This is a genomic window from Tardiphaga sp. (genome assembly GCF_044336785.1).
Taxonomy (GTDB): Bacteria; Pseudomonadota; Alphaproteobacteria; order Rhizobiales; family Xanthobacteraceae; genus Tardiphaga.
Genome location: NZ_JBIIOT010000029.1, coordinates 1 through 21,822, shown reverse-complemented (window position 1 = coordinate 21,822; position 21,822 = coordinate 1). Strand labels below are relative to the sequence as shown.

19 protein-coding genes are annotated in these 21,822 nt (G+C 62.8%); 12 read left to right on the top strand and 7 right to left on the bottom strand.

All coding sequences use genetic code 11. The annotated features are described in order from the left end of the window. Positions 1-8: 8 nt before the first annotated feature. The 3 genes from ACIQ2A_RS10915 (at position 9) to ACIQ2A_RS10905 (ending at position 4,611) form a co-directional block, all read left to right on the top strand. Positions 9-881, top strand: coding sequence for a dihydrodipicolinate synthase family protein (locus ACIQ2A_RS10915; RefSeq protein ID WP_398478820.1), 873 nt, complete (start codon positions 9-11; stop codon positions 879-881). 216 nt (positions 882-1,097) lie between these two features. Continuing rightward, complete coding sequence (locus ACIQ2A_RS10910; protein ID WP_398478818.1) at positions 1,098-3,422, top strand: xanthine dehydrogenase family protein molybdopterin-binding subunit; 2,325 nt, start codon at positions 1,098-1,100, stop codon at positions 3,420-3,422. Between the two features lie 127 nt (positions 3,423-3,549). Beyond that, the gene (locus tag ACIQ2A_RS10905; RefSeq protein ID WP_398478816.1) at positions 3,550-4,611 is read left to right on the top strand and encodes an alcohol dehydrogenase; all 1,062 of its coding nucleotides are present in this window, start codon (positions 3,550-3,552) and stop codon (positions 4,609-4,611) included. A gap of 226 nt (positions 4,612-4,837) precedes the next feature. On the opposite strand, the gene ACIQ2A_RS10900 is transcribed toward ACIQ2A_RS10905, so the two are convergent. Both ACIQ2A_RS10900 and ACIQ2A_RS10895 read right to left on the bottom strand, forming a co-directional pair. Beyond that, the gene (locus ACIQ2A_RS10900) at positions 4,838-6,157 is read right to left on the bottom strand and encodes a dicarboxylate/amino acid:cation symporter (RefSeq protein ID WP_398478814.1); all 1,320 of its coding nucleotides are present in this window, start codon (positions 6,155-6,157) and stop codon (positions 4,838-4,840) included. A 163-nt stretch (positions 6,158-6,320) separates the two neighbouring features. Beyond that, positions 6,321-6,695 (bottom strand): helix-turn-helix domain-containing protein, encoded by a 375-nt coding sequence (locus tag ACIQ2A_RS10895; RefSeq protein ID WP_398478812.1) that lies wholly within the window; start codon positions 6,693-6,695, stop codon positions 6,321-6,323. Between the two features lie 133 nt (positions 6,696-6,828). Between ACIQ2A_RS10895 and ACIQ2A_RS10890 the strand changes: the two genes are divergently transcribed. Then, positions 6,829-7,059 carry a hypothetical protein gene (locus ACIQ2A_RS10890; RefSeq protein ID WP_398478810.1) on the top strand — a complete coding sequence of 77 codons (231 nt, stop codon included), beginning with the start codon at positions 6,829-6,831 and terminating at the stop codon, positions 7,057-7,059. A gap of 249 nt (positions 7,060-7,308) precedes the next feature. Here ACIQ2A_RS10890 and ACIQ2A_RS10885 read toward each other — a convergent pair whose 3' ends face one another. Then, positions 7,309-8,562, bottom strand: a complete 1,254-nt coding sequence (locus ACIQ2A_RS10885; RefSeq protein WP_398478808.1) for a serine hydrolase domain-containing protein — start codon at positions 8,560-8,562, stop codon at positions 7,309-7,311. A gap of 417 nt (positions 8,563-8,979) precedes the next feature. On the opposite strand from ACIQ2A_RS10885, the gene ACIQ2A_RS10880 reads away from it, so the two are divergent. The 6 genes from ACIQ2A_RS10880 (at position 8,980) to ACIQ2A_RS10855 (ending at position 16,567) form a co-directional block, all read left to right on the top strand. Then, the gene (locus ACIQ2A_RS10880; protein ID WP_398478806.1) at positions 8,980-10,284 is read left to right on the top strand and encodes a CmpA/NrtA family ABC transporter substrate-binding protein; all 1,305 of its coding nucleotides are present in this window, start codon (positions 8,980-8,982) and stop codon (positions 10,282-10,284) included. Positions 10,285-10,321: 37 nt separating this feature from the next. Further along, the gene (ntrB, locus tag ACIQ2A_RS10875; protein WP_398478804.1) at positions 10,322-11,215 is read left to right on the top strand and encodes a nitrate ABC transporter permease; all 894 of its coding nucleotides are present in this window, start codon (positions 10,322-10,324) and stop codon (positions 11,213-11,215) included. Between the two features lie 10 nt (positions 11,216-11,225). After that, positions 11,226-12,020, top strand: coding sequence for an ABC transporter ATP-binding protein (locus ACIQ2A_RS10870; RefSeq protein ID WP_398478802.1), 795 nt, complete (start codon positions 11,226-11,228; stop codon positions 12,018-12,020). Between the two features lie 199 nt (positions 12,021-12,219). Next, positions 12,220-12,645 carry a globin family protein gene (locus ACIQ2A_RS10865; RefSeq protein ID WP_398478800.1) on the top strand — a complete coding sequence of 142 codons (426 nt, stop codon included), beginning with the start codon at positions 12,220-12,222 and terminating at the stop codon, positions 12,643-12,645. Between the two features lie 8 nt (positions 12,646-12,653). Then, a complete protein-coding gene (locus ACIQ2A_RS10860) occupies positions 12,654-13,862 on the top strand; it encodes an NAD(P)/FAD-dependent oxidoreductase (protein ID WP_398478798.1) in 1,209 nt (402 codons plus the stop codon). After that, on the top strand, positions 13,862-16,567 hold the full coding sequence (locus ACIQ2A_RS10855; protein ID WP_398478796.1) for a molybdopterin-dependent oxidoreductase: 2,706 nt from the start codon (positions 13,862-13,864) through the stop codon (positions 16,565-16,567). Before ACIQ2A_RS10860 ends, ACIQ2A_RS10855 begins: the two co-directional genes overlap by 1 nt. Positions 16,568-16,697: 130 nt before the next feature. Here the strand turns inward: ACIQ2A_RS10855 and ACIQ2A_RS10850 are convergent, their stop codons facing one another. Further along, positions 16,698-17,594 (bottom strand): LysR family transcriptional regulator, encoded by an 897-nt coding sequence (locus ACIQ2A_RS10850; RefSeq protein ID WP_398478793.1) that lies wholly within the window; start codon positions 17,592-17,594, stop codon positions 16,698-16,700. A gap of 97 nt (positions 17,595-17,691) precedes the next feature. On the opposite strand from ACIQ2A_RS10850, the gene ACIQ2A_RS10845 reads away from it, so the two are divergent. Then, positions 17,692-18,753, top strand: coding sequence for an aldo/keto reductase (locus tag ACIQ2A_RS10845; protein ID WP_398478791.1), 1,062 nt, complete (start codon positions 17,692-17,694; stop codon positions 18,751-18,753). A 23-nt stretch (positions 18,754-18,776) separates the two neighbouring features. Further along, positions 18,777-19,292: a nuclear transport factor 2 family protein gene (locus tag ACIQ2A_RS10840; RefSeq protein WP_398478789.1), complete on the top strand. Its 516-nt coding sequence runs from the start codon at positions 18,777-18,779 to the stop codon at positions 19,290-19,292. A 123-nt stretch (positions 19,293-19,415) separates the two neighbouring features. Here the strand turns inward: ACIQ2A_RS10840 and ACIQ2A_RS10835 are convergent, their stop codons facing one another. The 3 genes from ACIQ2A_RS10835 to ACIQ2A_RS10825 all read right to left on the bottom strand — a co-directional run. Next, on the bottom strand, positions 19,416-20,228 hold the full coding sequence (locus tag ACIQ2A_RS10835) for a carbohydrate ABC transporter permease (protein ID WP_398478787.1): 813 nt from the start codon (positions 20,226-20,228) through the stop codon (positions 19,416-19,418). Then, positions 20,228-21,064 carry a carbohydrate ABC transporter permease gene (locus ACIQ2A_RS10830; RefSeq protein WP_398478878.1) on the bottom strand — a complete coding sequence of 279 codons (837 nt, stop codon included), beginning with the start codon at positions 21,062-21,064 and terminating at the stop codon, positions 20,228-20,230. The genes ACIQ2A_RS10835 and ACIQ2A_RS10830 overlap by 1 nt, the downstream gene beginning before the upstream one ends. 98 nt (positions 21,065-21,162) lie before the next feature. After that, a partial coding sequence (locus tag ACIQ2A_RS10825; protein ID WP_398478785.1) for an extracellular solute-binding protein occupies positions 21,163-21,822 on the bottom strand: 660 nt, incomplete at its 5' end.

Sequence of the window (21,822 nt, the reverse complement as noted above, 5' to 3'; positions counted from 1 at the left end):
ATGATTGAATGAACAGTTTTCACGGCGTATTTCCCTATCTCGTTTCGCCCACCGATGCCGAAGGCCGTATCCGCACCGATGTGCTTGGGCGGCTGTGTGACGATCTCATCAAATCCGGCGTGCATGGGCTGACGCCGCTCGGCTCTACCGGCGAATTCGCCTATCTCAATCGCGAGCAGCGGCGTTCCGTCGTGCAGACCACCATCGACGCCGCCAATGGCCGCGTGCCCGTCATCGCCGGGGTGGCCTCGACCTCGACGGTTGATGCGGTGGCGCAGGCAAAGTCGTATCAGAAGCTCGGTGCCAACGGCATTCTCGCCATCCTCGAAGCCTATTTCCCGCTCAAGGATGCGCAGATCGAATCCTACTTCCGCGCCATCGCTGATGCCGTCGATATTCCGGTGGTGATCTATACCAATCCGCAATTCCAGCGGTCCGACCTGACGCTCGACGTTGTCGCGCGGCTCGCTGACCATCCGCGCATCAATTACATCAAGGATGCCTCCACCAATACGGGACGGCTGCTGTCGATCATCAATCGCAGCGGCGACAAGCTCAGTGTGTTTGCGGCCTCCGCACATATTCCCGCCGCTGTGATGATGATCGGCGGCGTCGGCTGGATGGCCGGTCCGGCCTGCGTGGTGCCGAAGCAGAGCGTGCGACTTTATGACCTCTGCAAGGCGCAGCGCTGGGACGAAGCCATGGTGCTGCAGCGGCAGCTGTGGGGGATCAACGAGGCCTTTGCGCGCTATAATCTCGCGGCCTGCATCAAGGCCGGCCTTGTCATTCAGGGCTATGACGTCGGCGATCCCGTGGCGCCGCAGCCGGCCCTGACGGTGGACGAGCGCAAGGTGGTCGAGCGGGTGCTCGCTGACATGTAACCGTAGGGCGGATGAGGCGAAGCCGTCATCCGCGGGACGAATTCATGACGGAAACTGCGCGGCGAATGACGCTGCGCTCATCCGTCCTAGGGTCAGTGTAACAATATTCGGCATGCAAATCAGGGCGTTCTGGCCTGCCGCAATGCGGTTGGCGCGCATGGGTTTTTCGGGCAAGGTCCGGCCAACTCGCCCGAACGGCCCATCCAAGGACGCCTGATGAATATTTTGCCTGCCAACCTGCGTTTCGGCGCCGGTCTGTCTCCCAAGCGCCTCGAAGATCAGCGTCTCCTCACCGGGCAAGGCCATTTCATCGACGACAAGCCGGAAGACGGCGCGCTGTGGCTGCATGTACTGCGCTCGCCGCATGCGCATGCGAAGATCACCGGCGTGAATGTCGAGGCCGCCAAGGCGATGCCGGGCGTGCAGGCGATCATCACTGGTGCGGATCTGATCGCCGACGATGTCGGCACGCTGCCGACGCTGAACATCTTCAAGCGGCCTGATGGCTCCGACATGAAATTCCCGCCGCGCCGTCTGCTGGCGCATGAAGCGGTGCGCTATGCCGGCGAGGGCGTCGCGGCGGTGATCGCAACGTCGCGTCAGGCGGCACAGCTGGCTGCCGAAGCCGTGGAAGTCGATTACGATGTGTTGCCGGCTGTGGTCGATCCGACCGCGGCGATTGCGGATGGCGCGCCGGCCGTGTGGGATGCGGCGCCCGACAATATTGCAGCCTCCATGAGCTATGGCGACGCCGCCAAGATCGAGGCGATCTTCGCGAGCGCCAAGCACACGGTGTCGCTCGATATCGTCAGCCAGCGACTGGTGCCATCGGCGATGGAGCCGCGCAGCACGATCGCGGAAGTGGACAAGAAGACCGGTCGTCTGACCGTCTATGTGCAGTCGCAGACGCCGATGGCGACGCGCGACATCATTGCGGATGCGATCCTAAAGCGACCGAAAGATTCGATCCGTCTGGTGGTCGGTGATATCGGTGGCGGCTTCGGGCAGAAGACCAGCCTCTATCCGGAAGACGGCATCGTCGCTTACGCGGCGGTGAAGCTCGGCAAGACCATCCGCTGGCGCGGCGATCGCACCGACGATTTCGTCGGCGGCACCCATGGCCGCGATCTGACCTCGACCGCCGAACTCGCGCTCGACGCCAAGGGCCGCATCCAGGCCTATCGTGTGAAGTCGCTGGGCGGCACCGGCGCTTATCTCTCAGGCACGGGTGTTATCATTCCACTGGTGCTCGGGCCGTTCGTGCAGACCAGCGTCTATGACGTGCCGGACGTGCATTACGAGATCAAGGCCGTGATGACCAACACCGCGCCGGTCGGTGCCTATCGTGGCGCGGGACGGCCCGAGGCGGTGTTCATCATGGAGCGGTTGCTCGATGCCGCCGCGCGGCAGATCGGCATGGACCCGCGCACGATCCGCAAGGTGAACTACATCAAGCCGACGCAGTTTCCCTACAAGAACGCGGTTGGCCAAGTGTATGACAGCGGTGCCTTCGCGCATATGCTGGAGCGTGCGTCGGAGCTGTCCGACTGGGACGGTTTTGCTGCGCGCAAGAAAGACGCGAAGAAGCGTGGCATGCTCTATGGCCGCGGCCTCACCAGCTATATCGAATGGACCGGTGGCCGTAACCACACCGAGAAGGTGACGCTGACCGCGACGGCCAATGGCCGCGTCATTCTCTATTCCGGCACCATGGCCATGGGGCAGGGACTGCAGACTGCTTACTCGCAGATGGTCGCGACGTCGCTCGGTATCGACATCAACACGATCGACGTGGTGCAGGGCGACACCGACGTGGCACTCGGCTTCGGGAGCGTGGGCTCGCGCTCGCTGTTCGTCGGCGGCACGGCGGCGGTGGTCTCCACGCAGGACCTGATCAAGAAGGCGCGCGAGAAGGCGTCCAACATGCTCGAGGCCTCGGTAGAGGATATCGAATATGTCGATGGCTTTCTCACCGTGGTCGGCACCGACAAGCGCGTCAGCCTGTTCGAGATCGCCAAGGCCGAAGGCGGCGCCGGGCTGAGCGTGGACTCGACCGGCGAAGTCGATGCACCGAGCTGGCCGAATGGCACGCATATCTGCGAGGTCGAGATCGACCCCGAAACCGGCATCACCAATGTGGTGCGCTACACCACGGTGGACGATGTCGGCGTGGCGGTGAATCCGATGCTGGTGACCGGCCAGATCCATGGCGGCGTGGCGCAGGGCATCGGCCAGGCGCTGTATGAGAATGTCCATTACGACGAGGACGGCCAGCTCATCACCGCAACCTATCAGGACTACTGCATCCCGCGCGCCGGCGATCTGCCGTGGATGAATGTCACGCTGGATGGCTCGGCGCCCTGCGTCACCAATCCGATCGGCGCCAAGGGCTGCGGCGAAAGCGGTGCGATCGGCGGACCGCCTTGCGTCGTCAACGGCGTGCTCGATGCGCTGGCGCCCTATGGCGTCACGCAGATGAATACGCCGCTGTCGCCCATCAAGGTGTGGGAGGCGATCCGCAGCGCGAAAGCGGCCGCATAATGCTGGGGCCGTAGGATGGGTTGAGCGTAGCGAAAACCCATCACGGCTAAGCGCGGAATTGATGGGTTTTCGCGAAGACGCTCAACCCATCCTACGACATCACAAACTTCAACCGGGAGAAAACAAAATGAAAAGCTTCAAGGTCCTCGAATTCAACGAGCCGCTTGGCGAGGTCGATCAGGATACGCCGCAGCCGACCGGCACCCAGGTGCTGGTTCGCGTCAAGGCGGCCGGCGTGTGCCACAGCGACCTGCATATCTGGGAAGGCGGCTATGAGCTCGGCCACGGCCGCAAGCGGCTGTCGCTGAAGGAGCGCGGCATCAACCTGCCGCATACGATGGGGCATGAGACGGTCGGCGAAGTCGTCGCCTTCGGCCCGGACGCGCCGAAAGATGGCGTGAAGATCGGCGATGTCGCGCTGGCCTATCCGTGGATCGGCTGCGGCAAATGCGCGGTGTGTCTCGCTGACGAGGAAAATCTCTGCCTGCAGCCGCGCTGCCTCGGCGTGCATTGCGACGGCGGCTATTCCGACTACATGCTGGTGCCGCATCCAAAGTATCTGATCGACCTGAAGGGCATGGACCCGGTGCTCGCCGCGCCTTACGCCTGCTCCGGTGTCACGACCTACAGCGCGCTGAAGAAGGTCGAGAAGGATCTCGACAATCCGATCGTGATCTTCGGTGCCGGCGGTCTCGGCCTGATGGCGCTGAGCCTGTTGAAGGCCATGGGCGGCAAGGGCGCCATCGTGGTCGATATCGATGCCAACAAGCGTGAAGCGGCGTTGAAGGCGGGTGCTCTCGCGGCGGTTGACGGCAACGCGCCGGATGCGCTGGCGCAACTCGCCAAGGCGGCTGGCGGGCCGATCCTGTCGGTGATCGATCTGGTCGGCAACGCGCAGACCACGCAGCTCGGTTTCGACGCGCTGTCGAAGGGCGGTTCGTTGATCATGGTCGGCCTGTTCGGTGGTGGTGCCACCTGGGCACTGCCGCTGATCGCCATGAAGGCGCTGACCATCCAGGGCAGTTACGTCGGCAATCTCAAGGAGACCAAGGAGCTGCTGGAGCTGGTGCGGACCAAGAAGGTGGCGCCGATTCCGACCACGCCGATGCCGTTCGCGCGGGCGAACACCGCGCTCAACGAGTTGAAGGAAGGCAAGCTGGTGGGGCGTGCGATCCTGACGCCGGCGTAAGCGGGCTTGGTCTTATCCCTCCCCCAAGCGGCGCAGCCGCGCAGCGGGGAGGGTGGATCGAGGCGAGCGTTCAGCGAGCATCGAGACGGGTGGGGTGTTTCCACACACTCCGTCCTTCCGTGGGGAGAGAGACCCCACCCGGCGCTCCGCGCCACCCTCCCCACTGCGCCGCTTCGCGGCTTGGGGGAGGGAGGCCATCGGCCGCTGTGCTTATGCACTTTACCAACTACCCCGCCGTCACATCCACCGTCTCATCGCCATCGAGCACGCGCTTTGCTTTCGCGTGATCGAGGTCGCCTTCCCAGGCGCCGACGACCACCGTGGCCACGCAATTGCCGATCAGGTTGCCGAGGGCGCGGGCCATGCCGATGAACCAGTCCACCGACAGCACCAGCACCAGTCCGATTGCAGGAATGCTCGGTACGGCATTCAGTGTCGCAGCAAGGATGACGATCGCCGAGCCCGGCACGCCATGGGCGCCTTTGGACGTGACCAGCGACACACCGAGCACCAGCAGGAGATCGCCGAAGGACAGCGGCGTGTTGGTGGCCTGGGCGATGAAGACCACCGCCAGCGTCAGATAGATCGAGAACGCATCGAGATTGAACGAATAGCCGGTGGGGATGACGAGGCCGACCACATTGTCCTTCACGCCAAGCCGCTCAAGCTTGCGCATCACCTGCGGCAGCACCGCATCCGACGAAGCGGTGGCCAGCACGATGGTGAGCTCCTCGCGCAGATAGGCCAGGAATTTGACGATGTTCAATCCGGCCAGCGCCATCACGCCGCCGAGCACGGCGAAGACGAAAATTGCCACCGAGACATAGAACAGCACGACCAGCGAGACGAGTTGCTTCAGCGAGCCGACGCCGTAGCGGCCGACCGTATAGGCGACGGCGCCGAGCACGCCGATCGGTGCCAGCCGCACGATCAGGCCCATGGCGCGAAACAGCACCGTAGAGACCGCATCGATGAAGCTCGAAATGCGCTCGCCCTTCTCGCCGCCGACAAGCGCGAGCGACGTGCCGAACAGGATGGCGAAGAACAGCACCTGCAGCACGTCGTTGCGCGCCAGCGCGTCAAAGGAGGTAGTGGGAATGATGTTGAGCAGGAAGGCGCCGATGCCGCCGCCCTGCAGCTTGTGGGCATTGTCGGCGACGGTGGCCAGCGCCTTGCCGTCGAGCGAGGCCGGATTGATGTTCATGCCGTGGCCCGGGCCGAACAACCAGGCCAGCAGCAGGCCGATCACAAGGGCGAGGGTGGTCATCACCTCGAAATAGATCAGCGCCTTGACGCCGACGCGGCCGACTTTCTTCAGATCGCCGGCGCCGGCGATGCCATGCACCACCACGCAGAACACGATCGGCGCCACGATCATGGAGATCAGCTTGAGAAAGCCGTCGCTGAAGACTTTCAGGCCGACGGCGAAATCCGGCGTGGCCATGCCGAGCACGATGCCCAGCAGCAATGCGGCCAGGACCTGCACGAACAGCGAATGATAAAATGGCTTGCGGAGAGGCGGGGCGGTGATGGCGGCCGTAGACATCGATCGTTCTCCCTGAGGTTATGTCAAACCTCAGCAACAACCATGCCATGACGGGTGCGCTGCCTGCAAAATCTCGCCGGTCGGTGGCGAGTAGCGCGTGTTCGCGATGGAAAGAGGGAAGAACGCGAACGGCCGCCGGATGCCCCGACGGCCGTAGAGATGATTACTTCTCTTCTTCGTCCGCGATCGATTCCATCAGCACGACCATCTGACGCTGGACGGTCTGGCTCTTGATGCGGCTGTAAGCGCGCAGCAGGCGGAGGCTGAAGGCACTGTCGAGGAACAGGAGGCTTTCGACTTCACGGCTCTTGCCGTCGCCGTCGTAGAAGAACGTCACAGGCACGTCGAGCGCAGTGGCGATCTGCTGCAAGCGCGCGGCGCCTACGCGGTTCACGCCCTTCTCGTACTTCTGGACCTGCTGGAAACTCACACCCAGTTTCTCGCCCAAATCCGCCTGCGAGATCTTCTGCTCGACACGACGAAGGCGGATTCGCTTGCCCAACTCGATGTCGGACTTGCCAGCGCTACGTTGCTTCATTCGTCACCATTCAGTTTGGTTTTGATAAGGGAGTTGTTGATTTTGTTTTTTTGATTAAGGCCTTTCAGCTCGAAAGCCATAAAAGCTATCATCCAAAGGCATCTTCTTTATACACATCGTTATGACAATCGGAATGGTTGAAATCGTCGCGATACGCGAATTCATCGAACTATTCTCGCTACGGTCATTCCGATTCTACGCAATTGCTATTTGCGGTATTCAACTGCCTCTCCGCGCGTGTGAAGATGCAGCGAGTGAATGCCAACCAATGTCTATCGATCTGGCTCAAAAGCCGGAAGCAAAAGTAGAGGTTGGGGTTGATGCTATACACACGCCAATTGCCACACGCACGCGCGATAACTGAGACTGGTTCGCATGTGCTCGGTGGTATGCAGAATTCCATCATTTTTCCGCTGAATTTCCACATTTTGACAAAAGCCAGTTCGCGCCCCATCCCATCACAATTACGTGCGTAGTTGTCATTACGAGCGATGTTCACCTCAAGTTTCATTCCGGATTCTCACTGGCGGGGAATCCGCATGATTCGATCCAGATAATTTCGATGTGGACCAGCATTGCGCGCTTTGATCAAAATTGAACATCGATGTTGTTACTAAACATTGCTGTCGCTGATCGCTGCGTAGACCATCGTGCGCAGTTCCCGGCGAATTGGATAAGCGCTCGACGGCAGTAGTTGAGTCATGAAGATCGCGACCAATTCTTCGCGCGGATCGATCCAGAACGCCGTGCTTGCAGCACCACCCCACGCATATTCGCCGGCGCTGCCGGGAATGAGCGTCTTCGCCGGATCGAGCGTCACCGAGAAGCCGAGACCGAAGCCGACGCCGGCATAGCTCGCTTCGCTGAACAGTGACTTCGACATCTCGGTGAGATCGCGTCCGCCGGGCAGATGATTGGCTGTCATCAGTGCAATCGTTTTCGGAGATAGCAGGCGCGCATCGCCAAGCGCGCCGCCATTCAGCAGCGCGCGGCAGAAGGTGAGATAGTCCGCCGCCGTCGAGCACAGTCCGCCACCGCCGGAGATGAAGGATGGCGGTTCGAGAAACGAACTCGTCGTCGGATCGTCCTGTAGCACCATGCCGCCTCTGCCATCGGCGGCGTAACAGGCGGCGAAGCGATGCGCCTTCTGTGCAGGCACATGGAAGCCGGTGTCGTTCATGCCGAGCGGATCGAAGATGCGCTGCTGCAGGAATTGTTCGAACGGCTGGCCGCTGATCTTCTCGACGAGATAGCCGACGACATCGGTGGCGACCGAATAATTCCATGCGTCGCCCGGCGAGAATTCGAGCGGGATTTTTGCGAGGTCGGCGATCATCGTCGCCATGGTGCCGGCTTTCTCGATCTCGCCGATCTTTTGCGCGCGATAGGCGGCATCCACATTGGTGCGGTTCTGGAAGCCGTAAGTGAGACCGGAGGTATGGCGCAGCAGATCGACGACCTGCATCGGTCGCGTTGTGGGGCGCGTCAGGAACAGTGGCGCGAGGCCGGCCTGATAGACGCCGAGCTGGCTCCATTCGGGAATGTATTTGTGCACGGGCTCATCGAGCGCGACGCGGCCTTCCTCCACCAGCATCATGAGCGCGACCGAGGTGATCGGCTTGGTCATGGAATAGATGCGGAAGATGGTGTCGGACTTCACCGGCGCCTTGCGCTCCACATCGGCCAGGCCATGGACACTCTGATGCACGATGCCGCCGCGGCGATAGACAAGCAGCTGCGCGCCGGGGAATCGACCGGTGTCGAGATAGCGGGTCTCGAGATGGCGTTCGATCCGCTGGAGCGCGGTAGCGGACATGCCGGCTTGCTCGGGCGAAACACGCGGGGCGGTCAAGTTGCTCAATGACATCAGGGGGCACTCATCTAGCGGGCGGGATGGCTGATTAAGCGGACCCGCACCGCTGCTGTCCATGACTGTTGATGCATCATGCCTCTAGGAGCTGGTGTGAACCTGTATCATTGCACCCTAAGGATGATCGCTTAATTCGGGTGCATCGCACAATATTTAAGCGGCGCGCAAAATTTCGCGGCGAGGCTTTCCGTGACAGCTGGCTCGGGCTCGCGGTTAACACGATGCAAAGACTGCGATTTCGCCGTTTGACGGGCTTGGCACGCGATTTGAATAGTTCTTAGCGACGCCATTGTAGCCGTCACCAATCCATCACCAGCCGCACTGCCATCCTGGGGGCTTCCCCCAGCCGCGCCGCCATGCGTGCGCGCGATCACGTGCCGGCCGTACCGAGGCGCGAAAGGACGACACCGACCAATGACGAAGTCAGAGATCAAGCCGGGCCGTAAGATCAGCCGCCGCCAGCTCCTCAAGGCCGGCGCGGGCACCGCTGCGCTGCTGGCAGCCGCCAAGCTCAATTTCCCGGCCGGCGCTTTCGCGCAGGGTGCCGGTCCCGAAGTGAAAGGCGCGAAGCTTGGCTTCATCGCGCTCACCGATGCCGGTCCGCTATTCGTCGCCAAGGAGAAGGGCATTTTCGCCAAATACGGCCTGCCGGAAACCGAAGTGCTGAAGCAGGCGTCGTGGGGCACCACGCGCGACAATCTCGTGCTCGGCTCCGAGGGCAACGGCATCGATGGCGCGCATATCCTGACGCCGATGCCGTATCTGATTTCGGCCGGCAAGGTGACGCAGAACAATGTGCCGACGCCGATGTACATCCTGGCGCGCCTTAATCTGAACGGCCAGAGCATCTCGGTCGGCAAGGAATATGCGGACCTCAAGATCGGCGTTGATACCGCGCCGTTCAAGACGGCAATCGAGAAGAAGAAGGCCTCGGGCAAATCCGTGAAGGCGGCGATGACGTTCCCGGGCGGCACGCATGATCTCTGGATCCGCTACTGGCTCGCGGCCGGCGGCATCGATCCAGACAAGGACATTGAAACCATCGTGGTGCCGCCGCCCCAGATGGTCGCCAACATGAAGGTTGGCACGATGGATTGCTTCTGCGTCTGCGAGCCGTGGAATCTGCAGCTCATTCATCAGAACATCGGTTACACCGCGCTGACCACCGGCGAGCTGTGGAACAAGCATCCGGAGAAGTCGCTCGGCATGCGCGCCGCCTGGGTCGATAAAAATCCGAAGGCGGCGAAGGCGCTGCTGATGGCTGTGATGGAAGCGCAGCAGTGGTGCGAGAAGCCGGAGAACCGCGACGAACTCGCGGCCATCAATGCCAAGCGCCAGTGGATCAACTGCCCGGTGGAAGACGTCACCGATCGCGTCAAGGGCAAGTTCGATTACGGCACCGGCCGTGTGGTCGAGAACTCGCCGCATATCATGAAGTTCTGGGACGACTTTGCCTCCTATCCCTATCAGAGCCACGACCTGTGGTTCATGACCGAGGATATTCGCTGGGGCAAATACGAGCCGGGTTTCGACAGCAAGGCGCTGATCGCCAAGGTCAACCGCGAGGACCTCTGGAAAGAGGCTGCCAAGGAGCTCGGTGCGGCTGCGCCGACCTCGACCTCGCGCGGCAAGGAGACCTTCTTCGACGGCAAGGTGTTCGACCCGGCCGATCCGGCGGCTTACCTGAAGTCGCTCGCCATCAAGCGCGTCGAAGTCTGATCGGCGCACAGACAGCAACATGACGGAGATCAGTGCGATGAACGTGCAAGCCCTCAGGACAGAGCCCGCGACGCCGCTCGCGAAAGCGCCGGCGGACGTCGTCGCACTGGCTCCGAAGTCGCCCGCAAAGGCGGAGAAGTACGGCAAGATGGCGAAGGAGGCGGCGGCGCGGATTATTCCGCCGCTGATCGTCGTCGCTCTGCTCGGCATCATGTGGGAGCTTCTGTGCAGCCGCACCGGCTCCACGCTGCCGCCGCCGTCCAAGGTCTACAAGGACACCAAGGAGCTGATCTTCGATCCGTTCTTCGACAATGGCGGCCTCGACAAGGGCCTGTTCTGGCATCTCTCCGCCAGTCTGTGGCGCGTCGCTTACGGTTACGCACTCGCTGCGGTGGTTGGCATCGGTCTCGGTACGCTGGTCGGACAATCCGTCTGGGCCATGCGCGGGCTCGATCCGATCTTCCAGGTGCTGCGCACGATCCCGCCGCTGGCCTGGCTGCCGCTGGCACTCGCCGCTTTCCGCGACGGCCAGCCCTCGGCGATCTTCGTGATTTTCATCACCTCGATCTGGCCGATCATCATCAATACCGCGGTCGGCATCCGCAATATTCCGCAGGACTATCGCAATGTCGCTGCCGTGGTGCGTCTCAATCCGCTGGAATTCTTCTGGAAGGTGATGCTGCCATCGGCCGCGCCCTATATCTTCACCGGTTTGCGCATCGGCATCGGCCTGTCCTGGCTCGCTATCATCGCCGCAGAAATGCTGATCGGCGGCGTCGGCATCGGCTTCTTCATCTGGGACGCCTGGAATTCATCGCATATCAGCGAGATCATCCTGGCGCTGTTCTATGTCGGCATCGTCGGCTTCGTGCTCGATCGCCTGATTGCCGGCCTCGGCAAGCTCGTCACCCACGGCACTTCGGTCAGCTAAGGAAACTGTCATGACGCCCTATGTGAAGCTCGACCATATCGACAAGATCTTTTCCCGCGGGAAGGTGCAGTCCGAGGTCCTGAAGGACATCAACCTCACGCTCGGCAAGGGGGAGTATGTCTCGATCATCGGCCATTCCGGCTGTGGCAAGTCGACGATGCTCAACATCATCGCCGGCCTCACGCGCGCCACCAATGGCGGCGTGCTGCTGGAAGGCCGCGAGGTCAATTCACCCGGTCCCGATCGCGCCGTGGTGTTCCAGAACCACAGCCTGCTGCCGTGGCTGACGGTCTATCAGAATGTCCGTCTCGGCGTGGACAAGGTGTTCGCCAAGACCAAGAGCCGCGCCGAGCGCGACGAATGGACCCTGCATAATCTCAATCTCGTGCAGATGACCCATGCCAAGGACAAGCGCCCCTCGGAAATCTCCGGCGGCATGAAGCAGCGCGTCGGCATCGCCCGCGCACTGGCCATGGAGCCGAAGGTGCTGCTGCTCGACGAGCCCTTCGGTGCGCTCGACGCGCTGACCCGCGCGCATCTCCAAGACTCGGTGATGGCGCTGCATCAGAAGCTCGGCAACACCATCGTGATGATCACCCATGACGTGGATGAAGCCGTGCTGCTGTCGGATCGCATCGTGATGATGACGAACGGGCCGAGTGCGACGATTGGCGAAGTGCTCGACGTGCCGCTGGCGCGTCCGCGCAAGCGCATCGAGCTGGCAAGCGATCCCGTCTATCTGAAGTGCCGCAAGCGCGTGCTGGAATTCCTGTACGAGCGCCACAAGTTCGTGGAGGCAGCTTAACTTTCTTAACCTCTCCCCGCTTGCGGGGAGAGGTCGCCGCGTCTTCGCGGCGGGTGAGGGGGAGCTTCCACAAGTTCCAGATTTGCGGAGATTCCCCCTCATCCGTCCCGGCTTCGCGTCGCTACGCCGGGCCACCTTCTCCCCGCAAGCGGGAAGAAGGTAAGCAAGCCAGCTTCAATGCCAGCCAAGGGGGAATGACATGACGCCAGATCAGATTGCTCTCGTGCAGGATAGCTTCAAGAAAGTCGTTCCGATCGCCGATGTCGCTGCCGACCTGTTTTACGGCCGCCTGTTCGAGATCGCGCCCGAAGTGAAGCCGATGTTTCGGGGCGACATCAAGGAGCAGGGCCGCAAGCTGATGGCGACGCTCGGCGTTGTCGTCACCGGACTGACACGGCTCGAGACCGTATTGCCGGCAGCAAGCGCGCTGGCCAGGAAGCATGTCGATTACGGTGTGAAGGCCGAACATTATGCGCCGGTCGGTGCCGCGCTGCTGTGGACGCTCGAGAAGGGCCTTGGCGACGCCTGGACGCCTGACCTCGCCGATGCCTGGGCCACCGCCTATGGCACGCTGTCGAATTTCATGATCGCCGAGGCCTATGGCCAGGCACAGGCTGCGGAGTAAGGACCGAGGTGAGCGAGCCGCTGGTCATTATCGGAAACGGCATGGCGGCGGCGCGGCTTGTCGATGAGCTCGCCAGGACGTCGCTCGGGCGCTACGCCATCGCGGTCATCGGTGACGAACCGCGGCTTGCCTATAACCGTGTGCTGCTGTCGTCGGTGCTGGCTGGCGAGGCGACATCGCAAGAGATTGAGCTGAAGCCCGCCGCGTGGTGGCGCGATCGCGGCGTGACGCTGAAATATGGTGCGCGGGCTGTGTCGGTCGATCTCGCTGCGCGCGAGGTGACGACATCCACCGGCAAGCGCGTTGCATTCTCAAAGCTTGTTTTTGCGACGGGCTCCTCGGCGCTGCGCTTGCCCGTGCCGGGTGGCGATCTCACAGGCGTGCATGTGTTTCGCGACAGTCATGACGTCGATCGCCTGATCGAGCTGGCGGAGCAAAAGAAGCGCGTTGTCGTGGTCGGCGGTGGATTGCTCGGTCTGGAAGCCGCCTATGGTCTCGCCAAGGCTGGCGCCGATGTGACGTTGATCCATCTGATGGATAGGCTGATGGAGCGGCAGCTCGACGGACCCGCGGCGGAATTGCTCAAGACGCTGGTCGAACGCAAGGGCGTCAGGATTCTCCTCAATGCAAACACCGCTCGCATTCATGGCGCCGATGCTGTGGAGCGCGTCGAGCTCGCCGATGGTCGCGTGCTTGATGCCGACGCAGTGATCTTCGCTGCCGGTATCAGGCCGAATACGGCGCTGGCGAAAGAAGCAGGGATCTCCGTCAATCGCGGCATCGTCGTCGATGACATGATGGCCACGCAGACCGATGGCGTGTTTGCGCTCGGTGAATGCGCCGAACATCGCGGCACCTGCTATGGTCTCGTCGAACCGGCCTATGAACAAGCAAAGGTGCTTGCAAAACATCTTGCGGGTGGCGCTTCGGCCTATACGGGCAGCATTCTCTCCACCAATCTAAAGGTCTCCGGCGTCAGCGTGTTCTCTGCCGGCGATTTCATGGCTGCTGACGGCAGCGAGACATTGCTGCTGAGCGACGCCAGGCGCGGCACCTATAAGAAGCTGGTCATTGCCGACGGCAAGCTCACCGGCGCCGTGCTGGTCGGGGATACGTCCGATGCGCTCTGGTATATGGAGCTGATCCGCAGCGGCGCAGATATCGCCGACGTCCGCGCCGACATGATGTTCGGCCGTCCCATCGCGAAGGCGGCCTGATGAACGCGATCGACACCAGCCTGAAAACCGTTCGCACCACCTGCGCCTATTGCGGCGTCGGCTGCGGCGTGCTGGCGACGCCGGACGGGCAGGGCGGTGCTGCGATTGCCGGCGATCCCGATCATCCCGCCAATCTCGGGCGCCTGTGCTCCAAGGGCTCTGCGCTCGGTGAGACGCTGAGTCTCGACGAACGGTTGCTGCATCCGATGATGCGCGATTCCTCCGGTGCAATGGCGCGCGTGGGGTGGAGCGATGCGCTCGATCACGTCGCCGACGGGTTTCGCAAGATTGTCGCCGAACATGGGCCGGGCGCTGTGGCGTTCTATCTCTCCGGCCAGTTGCTCACCGAGGACTATTACGTCGCCAACAAGCTGATGAAGGGATTCATCGGCAGCGCCAATGTGGACACCAATTCGCGGCTCTGCATGGCGTCGTCGGTGGTCGGCCACAGGCGGGCCTTCGGCGCCGATACGGTGCCCGGCTGCTACGAGGATCTCGACCAGGCCGATCTGCTGATCTTTGTCGGCTCCAATGCCGCCTGGTGCCATCCGGTGCTGTATCAGCGCATGCTCGCCAACAAGCAGGCGCGCGGCGCCCGCTTCGTGGTGATCGATCCGCGCCGCACCGACACCGTCGGCGACGACGACCTGTTTCTCGGCCTCAAGCCTGGCACCGACACGGCGCTGTTTTCCGGGCTGCTCGCCTATCTCGCGGACAATGGCGCCCTGGATCGCGCCTATATTGAACAGCACACGTCGGGCTTCGACGAGGCTTTGGCGCGTGCCCGGACCATCGCCGGCAGCGTCGCCGCGACGGCCAAGGCGACTGGCCTCAACGAAGTGGATGTCGCCACCTTCTTCCAGATGTTCCGGCAGACCCAGCGCGTGGTCACGCTGTATTCGCAGGGCGTGAATCAGTCAGCGCAGGGCACCGACAAGGTCAATGCGATCATCAATTGCCATCTGGCGACGGGGCGGATCGGCAAGCCGGGTGCATCGCCATTCTCGCTCACCGGCCAGCCCAATGCCATGGGCGGCCGCGAGGTCGGCGGGCTCGCCAATCAGCTGGCGGCGCATATGGGGTTCACGCCGCCGGATATCGACCGCGTGCGGCGATTCTGGAAGGCACCGGGCATCGCCACCCATGAGGGTCTCAAGGCCGTGCAGATGTTCGAGGCGATCGGCCGCGGCGAGATCAAGGCGCTGTGGGTGATGGGCACCAATCCCGCGGTGTCGCTGCCCGATGCCGATGCGGTGCGCGCGGCGCTGGGCAAGCTCGATCTGTTTGTGGTGTCGGAGAATGTGCGTTCGAATGACACCGTGGGGGCCGGCGCGCATGTGCTACTGCCGGCGCTGGCCTGGGGCGAGAAGTCGGGCACGGTGACGAATTCGGAGCGCCGGGTGTCGCGGCAGCGCTCCTTCCTGCGGGCGCCGGGCGAGGCGAAGCCGGACTGGTGGGCGCTCAGCGAAGTGGCCAAGCGTCTCGGCTTCGAGGCGGGCTTTCGCTACAGCTCGGCGGCGGAGATCTTTCGCGAGCATGCGGCATTGTCGGATTTCGAGAATGACGGCAGCCGGGATTTCGACATCGGCGGGCTCATGCATGTGTCCGACGATGCCTTCGATACGATGGCGCCGGTGCAATGGCCGCTGCGCAAGGGGACGACCAGACAGCAGGCGCGGTTTTTCGCCGAAGGTCGCTTCTACACCAAGGATCACCGTGGCCAGTTCATCGCGCCGGAAGCGCCGGAGCTGCGCACGCATGTGACGCCGGAGCGGCCGCTGCGGCTGAACACCGGCCGCGTGCGCGACCAGTGGCATACGATGACGCGCACGGGCCTCAGCCCGCGGCTCGGCCAGCACATCCCCGAGCCTTATGTGGAGATCCATCCTGATGACGCGGCGTGCTTCGCCATTATCGACGGTGGCTACGCACTGCTCACGACGGATTACGGTGCCTGCACGCTGAAGGTCTTGGTCAGTGATCGCCAGCAGTGCGGCATGCTGTTCGCGCCGATCCACTGGAATGACGAGACGGCGGGCTATGCCCGCGTCGGCGCGCTGGTGGCGCCTTATGTCGATCCATATTCCGGCCAGCCCGAGAACAAGGCGACGCCGGTGTCGATCTTGCCCGTGGCCATCAGCCAGCGCGGCTTCGTGCTTGCGCGAAAGCCGCTGGTGCTGCCACCGGGCGTGGTTCACGCGCGTGTCGCGGTGACGGGGGGTGTCGGTTATCTGCTCGCCGATCATGCGGAGGTCGCGCTGTGGCGTGACTGGCTGGCGCCTCTGCTCGGGGACGATGTTGCAAGTTTTGAGGATGTCGGACGCGGGGTCTATCGCGCGGTGTCGTTTGCGGGTGAACGGATTGAGCTTTGCCTATTCGTCGGCCCGGCGGATGACGCCTTGTCGTGGGATGCGGTGAAGGATGCGTTCGCGGCCGATGCGCTCAGTGACGATCAGCGCCGCCTGCTGCTGTCCGGCAAGTCTGCCGATGGCGCTGCAAGCGCGGGCCCGATCGTCTGCGCGTGTTTCGGCGTCGGCCGCAACACGATTGGCGATGCGATTGCGGCAGGATGCGCGACGGCCGGCGAGATTGGCGCCAAGCTCAAGGCCGGCACGAATTGTGGCTCCTGCATTCCGGAATTGAAGCGGCTGATTGCGGCAAGCGAGACCGAGCCGCTTGAGCAGAGGAAGGCGGCAGCGAGTTAAGCGCCGTCCCTCATCCTGAGGAGCGGCCTCTCGGCCGCGTCTGGAAGGATGGCTGCAGCTTCCGGAGTGCTACCAGCTCATGGTTTGAGACGGCGCGTTGCGCCTCCTCGCCATGAGGGGCTGAGTACGCTCAGGCGCTCGTGCGATAGCGCGCATGGTCGATCAGGGCGCGCAGTTTCGGTGCCAGGTTGCGACGGTCCGGGAAATACAGGAAGAAGCCGGGAAACGGTGGAAGATACGTATCGAGAATTGTTACCAGCTCGCCACGTGCGAGATACGGCCTGAACAATTCCTCCATGCCGAAAGTGAGCCCGCCGCCGGCGCAGGCGGTGCGCACCATGACCCACATATCGTTGGTCGTGATCCTCGGATTGACCGCGACATCGAACTCCCTTCCGTTCTCCTCGAACTCCCAGCGATAGGGGGCGACATCGGGCGCCGGTCGCCAGCCGATGCAGCAATGCTGCGTGAGCTCCGAGGGATGCGCAGGCGCGCCAAAACGCTGCAGATAGGACGGCGCAGCCACGACGACCTGACGCTGTTGGCCCGAGACCGGCACGGCGATCATGTCCTGCTCGATCACCTCACCAAGTCTCACGCCTGCGTCAAAACCTTCGGCCACGATGTCGAACTCGTCGTCGGTGACGGTGACATCGAGCTGGATGCCGGGATAAGCGAGCGTGAAACTTGCCAGCAGCGGGCCTGAGATGAATCGCTCGGCGATGGACGAGACCGCCACTCGCAATTGTCCGGTCGGCTGCGTGGGGAGATCACGCGCCGTCTCCAGCGCATTCTCGACTTCGGCGATGGCGGGCGCGACGCGCTCATGCAGCCGTAGACCGGCCTCGGTCAGGCTGACACTGCGCGTGGTCCGCTGCAGCAGCGCGACGCCCATCCGGTCTTCCATCTTGCGGATGGCCTGGCTGACAGCGGATCGCGTCACGCCAAGCCGTTCGGCCGCGACGCGAAAACTCTTCGCATCGGCGACGGCAAGGAAGACGGAAATCTGGTTGAGGTCGATGGTCATTGGTTAGATTTTCTTACCAGTCTGGTGAGAAATCAGCAAATTGTTCCGATATCCGGCCAGTTCTAGCTTTTGCGGCAACAGCAATGGAGCCGCGACCATGACCACGCTCGACACTTATCGCCTGCTCGGACGATCCGGACTGCGGGTATCCCCGATCTCGCTCGGGACCATGACCTTTGGCGAAGACTGGGGCTGGGGTGCCGGCGAAAGCGAGGCGCGCCGGATTTTTGATCTCTATGTCGACCGCGGCGGCAATTTCATCGATACGGCGGTGAACTACACCAATGGCGGATCAGAGCGGTTGGTCGGGCAGTTCATCAAGGAGAAGCGCGAGCGCATCGTGCTGGCGACGAAATTCACGATGGCGCGCGATTCCGGCAATCCGAATTCCGGAGGCAATCATCGGCTCAACATGGTGCGTTCTGTCGAGCAGAGCCTGCGGCAGCTCGAGACGGATCGCATCGATCTGCTCCACCTGCATGCCTGGGACATGACCACGCAACCGGACGAGGTGATGCGCGCGCTGGACGATCTCGTGCGGAGCGGGAAGGTCCAGTATCTCGGCATCTGCAATACGCCGGCCTGGCGTGTCGCGCAGATGCAGATGCTGGCGGACTTGCGCGGCTGGTCGCCGCTGGCGGCACTGCAGATCGAATACAGCCTGGTCGAGCGCACGGTCGAGCACGAGCTGTTGCCGATGGCCGCAGAACTAGGGCTCGGTGTGCTGCCATGGTCGCCGCTTGGCGGCGGCGTGCTGACCGGGAAGTACACGAAGGCGGATGTCGACCCATTGGGCGAAACGAATGTAGCTGCGACCCGCAAGGGGATCATCGCGTCATCCGGTCATCTGAACGAGCGCGCCATCGGGATCGCCGAGGTGGTGTGTGCGGTCGCCGATGAGATCGGCGCGATGCCGTCGCAGGTGGCGCTGGCGTGGACCCTGGCCAATCCCGTGGTCGTGTCGCCGATCCTCGGTGCGCGCACGCTGGCGCAGGCCGAGGATAATCTCGGCGCACTTGATGTCGTGCTCTCGCGCGAGCAACTCGTACGGCTCGATGACGCCAGCGCGCCATCGCCCATCTTCCCGGCACGGTTCGTTGGGAGGCCGATGGTTCAGCAACTCATCTTTGGCGGCGCGTCCGTGGCGCGTCGAGGCTAGCGAGTCCAATGAAGGAGAACATCATGGTGTCGATATCCTCTCGCTTTCGTGTCGCTCTTGCCGGATGGGCGGTGCTGGCGATGACGGCGCTCTGGCCGCATATGGTCATGGCATCCGGCAGTGCGGATACCGCGGCGCGCAACAAACGCGTCGTCACCGAGGCTTTCGACCGTTGGGCGGCGGGCGGGACGACATTTTTCACCGATCTGCTGGCGCCCGGTGTGGTCTGGACGGTGGAAGGCTCTGGACCGAATGCCGCGACGCATCGGGGGCGAGATGCGCTGATGGAGCGTGCGGTGCGGCCGCTCGCGGCGCGATTGTCCGAGCCGATCAAGCCCGTGAGCACGCGCATCTGGGCGGATGGCGATCATGTGATCGTCAATTGGGACGGTGTCGCCCGTGCGCGCGATGGTCTTGCCTACACTAATCGTTATGTCTGGATTATGCACATGAAGGATGACAAGGCGATCGAGGTGAATGCGTTTCTCGATCTGGCGCGGTTCGACGATGTATTGCGGCGGGTGCCAGCAGCACCTTAGATCGTCATTGCGAGGAGCAAAGCGACGAAGCAATCCAGCTCCTGGCTTCTGGATTGCTTCGCCCAAACGAATTGGCTTTGCCAATTCGTCAGGGCTCGCAAAGACGGCTGACAGGGCGTCACCTCACTTCACCGCACCCGCCGTCAGCCCCGCCACGATCTGCCTCTGTGCGAACACCGTGAGCAGCAGCACCGGCGCCGTCACGATCAGTGCTGCGGCGGCCAAGGGCCCCCAGCTCAGCTGATCGAACGAGATCATGTTGTACACGGCCACCGGCAGCGTCCGCGTCTCGCGGCCGGCCAGCACGATGCCGAACACAAAATTGTTCCACGAGAAGATCACCGCCAGGATGAAGGCCACGGCGATGCCGGGTCTGGCGATCGGCAATGCGACATGCCGGAACACCTGCCAGCGCGTGGCGCCGTCGATCACGGCGGATTCCTCCAGCTCCATCGGCGTGGTCTCGAAATAGCCGATCATGATCCAGATGACGATGGGCACGGTGACCACGAGATGGATGATGATCTGCGGCCACAGCGTGCCGAGCAGGCCGAGCCACTGGAAAAGCAGGAAGAGCGGGATCAGGTAGGACAGGCCGGGCGTGATGCGCGCGATCAGGATGAGGATCGCCGCTTTTCGCGCGCGCATCCGGGCGATGCCGTAGCCGGCGGGGACGCCGACCACGAGCGCGAACAACGTGGCGGCGCCGGTCACGATCAGCGTGTTGAAGAAATAGGTCATGAACCGCTTGGATTCGATGACCGCGGCATAGTTGCCCCAGTTGATCCGCTCGGGGATGAAGACCGGCGGATAGGAGGCGTTGTCGATCTCGAATTTGAGCGAGAGCGACAGCATCCAGAGGAAGAACAGGATCGCCGGTGACACGATCACGATCACCGCGAAGGTAAGGCCGATCCGGCCGAGCAGGGTCCGCATCAGGCGCTGCCTCCGCTCTCGTTCCAGTGGGTGCGTTGCCGCAAGTGCAAGAGCGCGCCGGCGAGCGCGATGATCAGCGCGAAGAACACGACGACAATGGCCGAGGCATAGCCGACGTCGTAATAGACGAAGGCGACGCTGTAGAGATAGAGATTGATGGTCTCCGAGGCACTGCCGGGCCCGCCCTGGGTGATGGCGAAGATGATGTCGAAGCTTTTCACGGCGTCGATCATGCGGATCATCGCGGCGATGAACAGGAACGGCATGATCATCGGCAGCGAGATGTGGCGAAAGGTCTGCCACGGCGTCGCGCCGTCGATCTGTGCGCTTTCATAGGGCTCGCTGGGCAGGGCGCTGAGGCCGCCCAGCACGATCAGCATCACCAGCGGTGTCCATTGCCATGTCTCCACCAGCACCAGCGACGGGATGACGGTGGCGGGGTGGAACACCCAGAGCGACGGCGGCAGGCCGATCAGCGAGAGGATATAGTTGAGGATGCCGAGCTGCGGGTGGAACATCATGGTCCACACCAGCGCGATCGCCACGGGCGTCGCCATCATCGGCAGGATGAAGAGACCGCGGATGAAGCCGCGCATCGGGAAGCGGTTGTTGAAGACCACGGCCGCCAGCGTGCCGAGGACGAGCGGCAGCACAACCGACAGCACCGTGTAAACCAGCGTATGCCACACCGATTCCACGAAGCGGGCATCGCCGGGCAGGCGCATGTAATTGGCGAAGCCGACAAAGGTCGGCGCCTGGCCGACCTTCCATTCGTGCAGGCTCATCCAGATCGTATAGGCCCATGGGAAGACGATGACCGCCAGCACGACGATCATCGCGGGGAGGACAAACGGCCAATAGGAGATCGGCCGCCACTCGTGCTTTTTCGTAACCGTTGGCTCGGCTACGACGGCTTTGCCTGCTGTCAGTTCGCTCACGTCTTCTCGCTGCGCTCCAGGATGGGACGGAACTGCTCATGCGCCTTCTTGAGCTCGGTGGCGGGATCGGCGCCCGCCAGCGTCGCAGTGATGCCGGCGCCGACGAGATCGCGGAATTCGGCGACCGGGATGATGACGGGCAGGCCGAGCTTGCTGATCTTGGCGGAGTCGATGACCGACTGCAGCCATTCCTGGTTCTTCACGCCCTTGCGGACCTCCTCGTCATTGAGGATCGAGTTGCGGAAGGGCACGCCGCCGCCGGTCTGCAGCAGGCGGGCACCCATGGTCTTGGACACGGCCCACTGGCAATAGAGATAGGCGGCTTCCTTCTTGGTCGAGGTTTTGGCGATACCGACGCCGTCGCCGTAAGTGGACGAGTACCGTCCCTTCGGCCCGGCCGGTACCAGCGTGTAACCGATCTTGCCGACGACGCGCGACGCGTTGGGGTCCTCGATGGGGGGCGCCCAGCCGACGCCGTCGATCCACATGGCCGCACGCCCTTGCGTGAGCGAGGCCATCGACTCCATCCAGTTGAAGCCGGCGGCGCCGGGCGGCGCGCTCTTCATCATCAGGCGCTGATAGACTTTGGTGGCCTCGATGGATTCAGGGCCGTCAGTGAGGATGTTGCCCTTGGCGTCGAGGAATTCGCCGCCATA